Source organism: Arenimonas alkanexedens, assembly GCF_054781355.1.
Genome location: NZ_BAAGUO010000011.1, coordinates 1 through 7,657, shown reverse-complemented (window position 1 = coordinate 7,657; position 7,657 = coordinate 1). Strand labels below are relative to the sequence as shown.

6 protein-coding genes and 1 pseudogene are annotated in these 7,657 nt (G+C 63.7%); all 7 read right to left on the bottom strand.

Translation table 11 applies throughout. The annotated features are described in order from the left end of the window. A pseudogene (locus ACYVGY_RS13570) lies at positions 1-843 on the bottom strand (IS3 family transposase); the annotation flags it as partial. A 690-nt stretch (positions 844-1,533) separates the two neighbouring features. Beyond that, positions 1,534-3,216 (bottom strand): acetolactate synthase large subunit, encoded by a 1,683-nt coding sequence (locus ACYVGY_RS13565; RefSeq protein WP_460458036.1) that lies wholly within the window; start codon positions 3,214-3,216, stop codon positions 1,534-1,536. Positions 3,217-3,261: 45 nt separating this feature from the next. Next, positions 3,262-4,248: an arsenosugar biosynthesis radical SAM (seleno)protein ArsS gene (gene arsS / locus ACYVGY_RS13560; RefSeq protein ID WP_460458035.1), complete on the bottom strand. Its 987-nt coding sequence runs from the start codon at positions 4,246-4,248 to the stop codon at positions 3,262-3,264. After that, entirely contained in the window at positions 4,241-5,071 is an 831-nt protein-coding gene (locus tag ACYVGY_RS13555; protein ID WP_460458034.1) for a sterol desaturase family protein, read from the bottom strand. The genes arsS and ACYVGY_RS13555 overlap by 8 nt, the downstream gene beginning before the upstream one ends. Then, positions 5,068-5,757, bottom strand: coding sequence for a TIGR04282 family arsenosugar biosynthesis glycosyltransferase (locus tag ACYVGY_RS13550; protein WP_460458033.1), 690 nt, complete (start codon positions 5,755-5,757; stop codon positions 5,068-5,070). Before ACYVGY_RS13550 ends, ACYVGY_RS13555 begins: the two co-directional genes overlap by 4 nt. Further along, positions 5,754-6,428: a glycosyltransferase gene (locus ACYVGY_RS13545; protein ID WP_460458032.1), complete on the bottom strand. Its 675-nt coding sequence runs from the start codon at positions 6,426-6,428 to the stop codon at positions 5,754-5,756. The genes ACYVGY_RS13550 and ACYVGY_RS13545 overlap by 4 nt, the downstream gene beginning before the upstream one ends. Before the next feature lie 4 nt (positions 6,429-6,432). Continuing rightward, positions 6,433-7,476 carry a methyltransferase domain-containing protein gene (locus ACYVGY_RS13540; protein WP_460458031.1) on the bottom strand — a complete coding sequence of 348 codons (1,044 nt, stop codon included), beginning with the start codon at positions 7,474-7,476 and terminating at the stop codon, positions 6,433-6,435. Positions 7,477-7,657: the final 181 nt, after the last annotated feature.

Sequence of the window (7,657 nt, the reverse complement as noted above, 5' to 3'; positions counted from 1 at the left end):
GCAGCGCGCCGCTGATGTACTCCGGCCCGTTGTCGCAGCGAATGGAGGCTGGCTTTCCGCGCCACTCGATGATGTTGTCGAGCGAGCGGATCACACGCGCGGCCGGTAGCGACTGATCGACCTCGATACCCAGTCCTTGGCGATTGAAGTCATCCAGGACGTTGAACAGCCGGATGCTGCGGCCGTCACTGAGCTGATCGTGCATGAAGTCCATGGACCAGCTCCGGTTGATGGTGTCTGGCACCGCAAGCGGTTGCGGCTTCTCCCGCACGATGCGGCTTTTCGGCTTGATCCGCAGGTTCAGCTCGAGCTCGCGGTATATCCGGTAAACGCGCTTATGGTTCCAAGGCTGGTGCTTTACGTTGCGCAGGTGCAGGAAGCAAAGGCCAAATCCCCAGTTGCGCTGGTTGTGCGTCAGACGCACCAACCAGTCGGCGATGACTGCGTTCTCGTCCGACAGCTTGGCCTGGTAGCGATAGCAGGTCTGGCTGAGACCAAACGTCTCGCACGCATGCCGAATGCTGACGCGCCGGTCTGCCACCGCCTTTTTGGCCATCTCGCGCCGCTGAGATGGCCTCACCATTTTTTTGCGAGGGCTTCCTTCAGCAGTTCTGCGCTGAGCTGGGAGTCGGCGTACATCTTCTTGAGCCGCCGGTTCTCGTCCTGCAGCTCCTTGAGCTGGGACATCATCGACGCATCCATGCCGCCGTACTTGCTGCGCCACTTGTAGAAGGTCGCCGAGCTGATGCCGTGCTCGCGGCACAGGTTCGGGACTGGGGTGCCGGCCTCGGCTTGCTTGAGCACGGCTAGGATCTGGCTGTCGGTGAATCGGGACTTTTTCATGGAAATCTCCTCGGGAAAGGTTACGAGAAAATTCCACTTTTGACTTCTGCTAATTTACGGGGGGATTACCCCGGGAACTCCAGTCCTTAGGAATCAATGGGTTAGCCGATAACGTCTGCTCACACGTGCAGTGATGCCGCCTGCTGTCGTTCGAACTATCGACCAGGCCCTCCAAAAGACGCTACGCAGTCAATTTGAGACCTCCCGGGTGTCCGCACCCGCCCCGGCATCACGTGAACTAATTGACCAGGGGAACAACATCGGCCCTGTCGCCCGAAGCGACCGCCGGCAAAACGAACACGACCGTCCTTCCGACCGTGAGGGGTGGATTTCGTGTTTGGCTCCGGGAGAGCATGATGGACTGCCTTCAGCCATTGCGCCCCCTATCGCAAACCGCCTGGCTGCATATCGTGGCCGAGCGGGCGTGGCCAGCGATGGGCCTGACCGAACGCATTCCCGGCCCACCCCTGCGATCCGAGCGACGGCCAGACGGCACGGTCTGGATTTGGTCGTATCACGACCCGATGCGCTATGACAACGAGGCAGCCATCTCCGGCATGCGGGCTTTCAGTGATCGGATGAACGCTCCGACGTGAGTGCCTGCTGGGCTGAGCCCCTTCCGCCCAATGGGTCGGACGCTGCGCGACAAACGGCAACCCGCCGGTTGAAATGCTCGCTCACGCTGCTCGCCTAGATTGAGCGGCTCCTGGCTTGAATGTCCCGATTGAGAATACGGTCGTTGTCGCTGTAATCCACGGCGACATCCACCAGATGGACGCCGGGGGTGTCGAAGCAACGGCGCATTAGCGGGATCAAGTCGGCGGCCGATTCCAGCCGATGCCCATGCGCGCCATAGCTTTCGGCATAGCGGACGAAATCGGGATTGCCGTAATCGAGCCCGTAGTCCTCAAAGCCCATGTCCGCCTGCTTCCACTTGATCATTCCGTAGCCGTCATCGCGCAGCACCAGCACCACCAGGTCCTGCTTCAGTCGCACCGCGGTTTCCATCTCTTGGGAGTTCATCATGAAGCCGCCATCCCCGCAGACCGCCACCACCTTTCTATCCGGGTAGACCACTCGGGCACCGATCGCCGAGGGCAAGCCGGCGCCCATGGTGGCCAGGGCATTGTCCAAGAGCACGGTATTGGGGTGATGTGCGCGGTAGTTGCGCGCGAACCAGATCTTGTAGATGCCATTGTCCAGCGTCAGGATCCCGTCGTCGGGCATCACCTTGCGCAGGTCGCCCACCAGACGCTGGGGATAGATGGGGAAGCGGTCATCATCGATACCCTCAAGCAGATGGGCATCCACCGCCGCCTTCACGCCCATGAAGCGGCTGAAATCCCAGCGCGGGGACGGCTTGATGCGATCAGCAAGCTGTTTGACGCTCTCGGTGATATCCCCAATCACACCCAGCTGCGGATGGTAGACGGCGTCGATCGATGCAGAGACGTAATTGACGTGAATCACCCGGGCATTGCCCGCCTCCCCTGCCCCGCCACTCGGGACGCCTGAAGGCTCCCCATTGCCCATGATGAAGGGCGGCTTTTCCACCACGTCGTGGCCGACATTGATGATCAGGTCGGCCGCTTCGATGGCGCGGTGCAAGAAGTCCTCTCCGGACAGGGCCGCCGTGCCCAGATAGAGCGGATGGCGTTCATCAACCACGCCCTTGCCCATCTGGGTGCTGAAGAAGGGAATGCCGGTCTTGTCGACGAAAGCACGCAGTGCCTTGCAACTGTGGCGGCGGTTGGCGGCGGCGCCGATCAACAGCAGCGGCCTTTTGGCCGATTCAATCATCGCGACCGCCGACGCAATCGCGCCCTCGCTTGAACGCGGATTCTCGTATTGACTGCGTTCGATCACGCGTTCCTCAACATCCTCACGCGCGACGTCTTCGGGAAGCTCAAGGTGGACGGCGCCCGGTCGCTCGTCTTCGGCGCGCCGGAAGGCCTCCCTTACCCGGGCCGGAATATTGTGGCCACTGGTGATCTGGCGGGTGTACTTGGTCAGCGGCTGCATCATGTCCACGACGTCGACAATCTGGAACTCACCCTGCTTGCTGGTCATGATCGGCTTCTGCCCGGTGATCATGAGCATGGGCATCGCACCCAGCTGCGCGTAGGCGGCGGCGGTCACCAGGTTCGTGGCGCCGGGTCCTAGCGTCGACAGGCAAACGCCGGTGTTGCCGGTGAGCCGACCGTAAGTCGCGGCCATGAAGCCGGCGGCCTGTTCGTGGCGGGTCAGGACCAGCCGGATTCGAGAGTTCTTGAGCGAATTCAGGAAGTCGAGGTTCTCCTCTCCGGGGATGCCAAACACATACTCAACGCCCTCGGCTTCCAGGGCGCGAACGAAAAGATCGGATGCCTTCACTGGGTATCTCCTGCCATGAACGGATGACTGGCTTGCTTCGGCGAACTAGCCATGGGCAACTTCCGTGGAGGCATCGGCGACCAGCGCACCGCCGCAGCTCGACCCCTGCCCCGCCGTGCACCCGAAACAGTGGCCGGCGACGCCGATTCGGCGCGGCACGTTGCCGTCAAGCAGGTCGCGAAGGTGCGAGACATCAGCGCGACCACCAAGATTGAGCTTGAGCATCTGGTTGAAATCGCAGTCGTAGAGGTTGCCCTGGTAGTCGACGCTGATCGTGGTCCGGCACATCACGCCAGCCAGGTTCTCGTCCTGATGGGCACCGCGCAGCGTGGCGATGTAGTCGTCGAACTTGCCCTTCGAAATAAGCCAGGAACCGAATCGCTGGATCGGCATGTTGGCCAGCGCGTAAAGCCGGTTGAAGCGGATGCCGAAGTTATCCTCGAGCAGGGTCTTGTAGTCCGCTTCAAGCGCCTCCTGCCCAGGCGGCAAGAAAGCGCCGTTGGGGTTATAGACCAGGTTCAGCACCAGGCCGCTGCCGGGCGTGGCGTAGCCGAGCGTGTTGAGCGTGGTCAAGGCGCGAATCGAACTCTCGAATACGCCGTTTCCGCGCTGCTCGTCGACGTTGGCCTGGCTGTAGCAGGGCATTGACGCCACCGCTTCAATACGGTTTTCGGCCAGGAACTCACCCACCCACTCGTAGCCGGGCTCTTCCATGATGGTCGGGTTGAGCCGGTCCATCACGTGCAGGCCCCGCTGTCGCGCCTGGGTGACCAGCCAGCGGAAGCCGGGGTTCATCTCTGGGCTGCCGCCGGTCAGGTCGAGCGTGGCAACGCCCAGGCGCTCGGCCACCTTCAGCGCCAGCTCCATCGTTTCCCGATCCATCAGCTCGGTGCGGCGTGGCCCGGCGTTGACGTGGCAGTGGATGCAGCTGAGATTGCACAAATAGCCAAGATTCAGCTGCAGGGTATCGATCCGCGACCGGCGGATTTCCGGGAACGGGATGTCCTTGAGGCGGGGCCAGGTGTCATGCATGGGGCGCTTCTGCCTTTTCTGCTTGCGGTGGACGGGACAGGAAAGGCTGGCGCAGCAAGCGCCAGAGCCCTTGTCCCTCCGGGAGGGAATAGCCGACCAGGCCGATCGCCATGGCTTCGTGACCCTCGCGCGGCTGTTCGCGCGCGGTGCGGAAAAGCCGGTCCCAGACGGTGAGGATGTTGCCGAAATTCATGTCGTGTTCGTCCCGGTCCACGGCGTGGTGGACCCGATGCCAGTCCGGCGTCACCAGCAGCCTTCGCACCGCTGACTCGAGTCGTGCCGGCAGCCGCAGGTCGGCATGCGTGAATAGCGACATGCCCAACAGCATGAGCTCGTATACGACCACGCCCGCCACGGGTGCGCCCAAGGCCACGATCACGCCAAGCTTGAACGCCGCAGAAGGCAGGATCTCGAAAGGATGGAAACGCAGCCCGAGGCTGACGTCGAAGCCGGGGTCGCTGTGATGCACCCGATGGGCGCGCCACAGCAGCGGGAAGTGGTGGAAAGCGCGGTGCTGCCAGTAGATGGCGAAATCCATGGCCACCAGGGTGGCGCCGAAGGCGACGGCCGACGGGACCGACCAGACATTGAACAGTCCGATACCCGCCTCCGCCGCCCACAGGGCCGCCACGCCGCCACTGATGGGAAGCAGCACGCGCGACGCCAGCGTTGACAGGCCAATCAGTCCGAGGTTGTTGCCCCAGCGGGCACGACTGGCATCGGCGCGAGCCGGCCGCCGCCACTGCCAAAGGCCAAGGCCGAGCAGAAGGGCCAAGGTCAGCCCCAGCTTCGCCAGCGCTTCGTAGGCCAGAAGCGTAGTCATGCGCCATTCTCCGCTGCAAGATCGCTGTCCTGCATCCATTCCAAAAGGCGCTGCTGCTCATGCGTGGGCGCTGGCAAGGCCCGCAGTTCGCCGCAGGCTACGGCCAGGTCCTCGACACGATCCACGTCACAGAGCATTTCGAGCTCCAGCCATTCCCCGTAAGGCGACATGGAACGTATGAATTCGTGCCCGGTCGTCGCCTCGCTGTAGCTGGGCTGCAGCCACGCCTCCGGAGGCAGCGGCACATTGCCGCCAAACAGCCAGAAGCCGCCATCGCGGGCGCGTCCAATCACCAGACGCGGCTCGGCGGAATCCAGCCAATGTGCAGCCTTCGCAAGGGCATCGTCGCGCAACTGCGGTGCATCGGCGCCGACCAGCAGGGCGAACCCATCGCGCTCCAGCAATTGACGGTATATCGCTGCCATTCGCTCACCGAGCGTGCCCGACCCTTGGAACAGGCGAGGCAGGTCCTTCCAGGCATTGCCCGACATCGCTTCGTGCTCCGCCACCGCCCAGTACGCCGTGAATCCCGCCGTCAGTCCCGCGCGGACCGCCACCGAGGCCACGGCCTCGGCCGCAGCGAGATGGAACGCCTCCGCATGAAGGCGTCCAAAGCGTTTGGCCAGCCGGGTCTTGACCGGCGATTGCCCGGGCGTCTTGACGAAAATCGCGAGGCCGCCTGTCATCGCGCGGCCTCGCTGCTGGCGAATCGTCGTGCTTGCATCAGCGTGGTGCCCAAGTGCGACAGCGTCGTGCCCAGCCAACCCTTGCGGCGGTACTTTCGGGCACTGGTCCACAACTCGGCGCCCACGGGCCGCAGCGGGATACCCATGCGCCGCGCACGCCAGACCAGTGCGTGGTCTTCGGCGCTGGCCAGGCTTTCGTCGAAACCACCGAGGGCCTGGAAGGTGTCGCGATGCATGACAAACCCTTGGTCGCCAAACGGTAGCTGCAGCTGTCGACTGCGGAAACGCGCACCCCACTCATTGAGCCGCACCAGGCCAGGACCGTCAGGCAGAAAGCGCAGGTCGAAGTAACCGATTCCATCCGGCGAGCCGTCCAGGTACTGCGCCAGGCGCGCAAGCGTGTCGGACGCCATGCGCGAGTCGGCATGCAGAAACCACAGCCATGGCGCGAGGGTAGCGGCGGCGCCGGCGTTCATTTGCGCCGCCCTTCCCTGCCGGGATTCGACCAGGTGAACCCTTCCACCGGCAGCGGGAAGTTCCGAAGGGTCCGCGCCCGTCGTGTGCACCACCGTCAACTCGGCGGCCGTTGACGACAGCACCGACGGCAGCAACTGACGCCAGTCCAGTTCGCCTGGCCCCAGTGGAATGACAATGGCGAGCGAGGGGGGCATGGGCTTAGCAGCAGGCACCGGCCGCGGTGGGAACCGCAGAACCTGGATCGGCGCAATCGAACAGGCCGAAGTGCTCGGTGCTGTCACCCTGCAACGTGAAGTGCGAGGCGTAGCGGGACGCTGCAATCATGTCGAAGGTGTTGCCACAGACCCGCATCGGCCGCCCGCGCTCGAAGCGGTGGTGATCGTCGAGAACGAAGGCGTGTGGGTGCGCAGCCATCGTGCCCCGATAGGTCGCCAGCTGGCCGTAGTCCTCGCAGCGGTCCTCGAGCGGAAGTTTGAACGCACGCACGGTCCGCGACGTGAACGACACCATGCCGATGCTCGCTTCGACGGCCGGGTCCAGCAGCGGAATCGGGCCACTTTCCACGAAGCGCACGTCGTCGCAGCCCACGGCCTGCATGTGCCGGCGGAAGTCCTCGTGATACAGCGCGCCCGACAAGCACTCACCCAGAAGTACCGGGTCGGTGCGCAGCGCGTCCGGAATGCGGCGGTCGGAGAAGACATCGGAGAAATAGAACTCGCCGCCGGGGCGCAGGACCCGCATCACCTCGGCGAACACGGCATGCTTGTCGGGCGAAAGGTTCACCACGCAATTGGAAACCACGACATCCACCGACGCATCGCCGATGCCGGCGCTGGCAAGGTCCTCAATCAGGCCCTCGACGAACGTGACGTTGCTGGCCGCGTAGCCGTAGCGTTCCGCGTGCCAGGCCTGGTGCCGCCGCGCGACCTCGAGTTGGCCCGCCGTCATGTCCACGCCGATGACGCGTCCTTCGGGACCGACCAGCCGCGAGAGCAGGTAGACGTCGCGCCCCGTGCCGCAGCCGAGATCAAGCACCGTGCGCCCTTCCAGCGCCGGAGGAAACGGTGAACCGCAGCCGTAGAAGCGCTCCAGCACTTCGGGATGCACGTCCACCAGCATGTCGCGCAGCGCGGCCGGCATGGCGCTGATCGGGCAGCAGGCGCCGGTCTTGAGGTCGGACGATGACTTCAGGGTTTCACCGTAGTAGCGGCGGACATCGTCGAGGGTGGTCTCGTGGCTCATCGGGGGTTCCTTTCTAGTTTCGAAGTAGTCGTCGTGCCAGGGAAGCCCGGAATATGGGTTCTACCCCGATTCTGCGGACACTTTCACTAAGATCCATACTGGGTCAAAGGAGTGTCCATGTCCAAGCGCAAGCGTTACAGCCCTGAGTACAAGCACGAGCTGGTCGAACTGGTCCGCCGAT

Coding starts and splice junctions, on each gene's coding strand:
- ACYVGY_RS13545 (WP_460458032.1), bottom strand. CDS start 6,428: ATGCCCCCCTCGCTCGCCATTGTCATTCCACTGGGGCCAGGCGAACTG.
- ACYVGY_RS13555 (WP_460458034.1), bottom strand. CDS start 5,071: ATGACTACGCTTCTGGCCTACGAAGCGCTGGCGAAGCTGGGGCTGACC.
- ACYVGY_RS13540 (WP_460458031.1), bottom strand. CDS start 7,476: ATGAGCCACGAGACCACCCTCGACGATGTCCGCCGCTACTACGGTGAA.
- ACYVGY_RS13550 (WP_460458033.1), bottom strand. CDS start 5,757: ATGACAGGCGGCCTCGCGATTTTCGTCAAGACGCCCGGGCAATCGCCG.
- arsS (WP_460458035.1), bottom strand. CDS start 4,248: ATGCATGACACCTGGCCCCGCCTCAAGGACATCCCGTTCCCGGAAATC.